Raw genomic sequence first — 1,302 nt, 5'->3', positions numbered from 1 at the left:
GGGTTTAGAAACGAAAAAGACACCCGAAAATTGGGTGTCCTTAAAGTATGGGTTTATAAACAAACACCTACTACTCATTACGCGAATTTTATAGGAAATTCCATAGAAATAAATACTCATAAATGTTATTCTTTTTATAGTTAAAAATAATCAAAAAGGAGATTTTTATGAGGAAAAATATTAATCTATTTTATTTATTTCTTGTTGGTATGATTTTAATTTTAGGTATCAATTCTAAAAATGCTAAAGCAGCAAGTTCACAATTACAGACACCTAGTAATTTAAAACTTGTATCGAAAAAAGCAGATGGAGCAATTAGATTTTCTCCTTTAGATCCACAGTACTTTTATAAATTAGAGAGTCCAGGCAGCACCCGTTACTCTGTTAAATTCAAATGGGGAAAAGTAAAAGGCGCAAGTTATTATAAGTTTGTTTTGTACAATAGAAAAACTAAGAAGACAGAAGTAATAGAAGAAGTAAATAGCAATCAATTTGACAGTGATGAATGGGGTATTTATTTAGTAGAAGGCTATGATTATAAGTTTAAAGTTAAGGCTATTAAAGATTCTAAAGGTAAGAAAAAATCTAGTAGTTATTCAAAACCTATTAACGTTAGTATTCCTTATGATGTCGTTGAGAAACTAATTGTGATGGCGGATGAAGAAGAATATGATAAATCAATAAATTATCTTATTATGAGCTTTAAAAACACTGGAAGAAGAACAGTAGGTATCGGACCTATGACTTTTTATCCTGATGGACACAGCAATCCTATTACTGTCTATGCTCATGTTTTAATTGATTCCAAATTCGTTCAAAGAATGCTTTTCGTAAACGGGAAAGATATAAACGGAGATAAAGATGAAATCGCTTCTAGAATTTACCCATTTAAAAATGGACCAATATTATATACTCGCTCTACAAAAATAACATTCACTATTTCAGATAATAAAAAGCTTTTCTTGGTAGAAGGTAGTAATAATCAATATTTCATTACAGAAATTAAGAATTCCAATTAATATACTTTAAATCGTTTTTATAGTGATTGTGACTTCTTTAAATGTTATCCAAATATTATTTGTTAACCTTTTTAATTTTGTATTAATATTTACTCACTATAAAACACCTTATATATCAAAAATGCATTATTTACTTTTTTTTCCACACAGTTTAAAGTTAGCTTATAGCGAAATCTATTAAAACTATGCCTTACAGTCTTGCCTAGCAGCTAATCCCAGACTGTAAAAAGGGGAATATAAATGCAACTCAAATTCGGCTCGTTCGAGTTTGCGATTGACTGGC

General features: G+C 29.2%; 1 protein-coding gene. It reads left to right on the top strand.

Translation table 11 applies throughout. The features are described 5' to 3' along the window. Nucleotides 1–167 precede the first annotated feature (167 nt). Entirely contained in the window at nucleotides 168–1,019 is an 852-nt protein-coding gene (locus QI30_RS19810; RefSeq protein WP_126992149.1) for a hypothetical protein, read from the top strand. The last annotated feature ends 283 nt before the right edge of the window (nucleotides 1,020–1,302 follow it).

This window comes from Candidatus Kurthia intestinigallinarum, assembly GCF_003991225.1.
Classification (GTDB): Bacteria; Bacillota; Bacilli; order Bacillales_A; family Planococcaceae; genus Kurthia; species Kurthia populi.
This window is presented reverse-complemented; position numbering and strand designations above follow the sequence as displayed.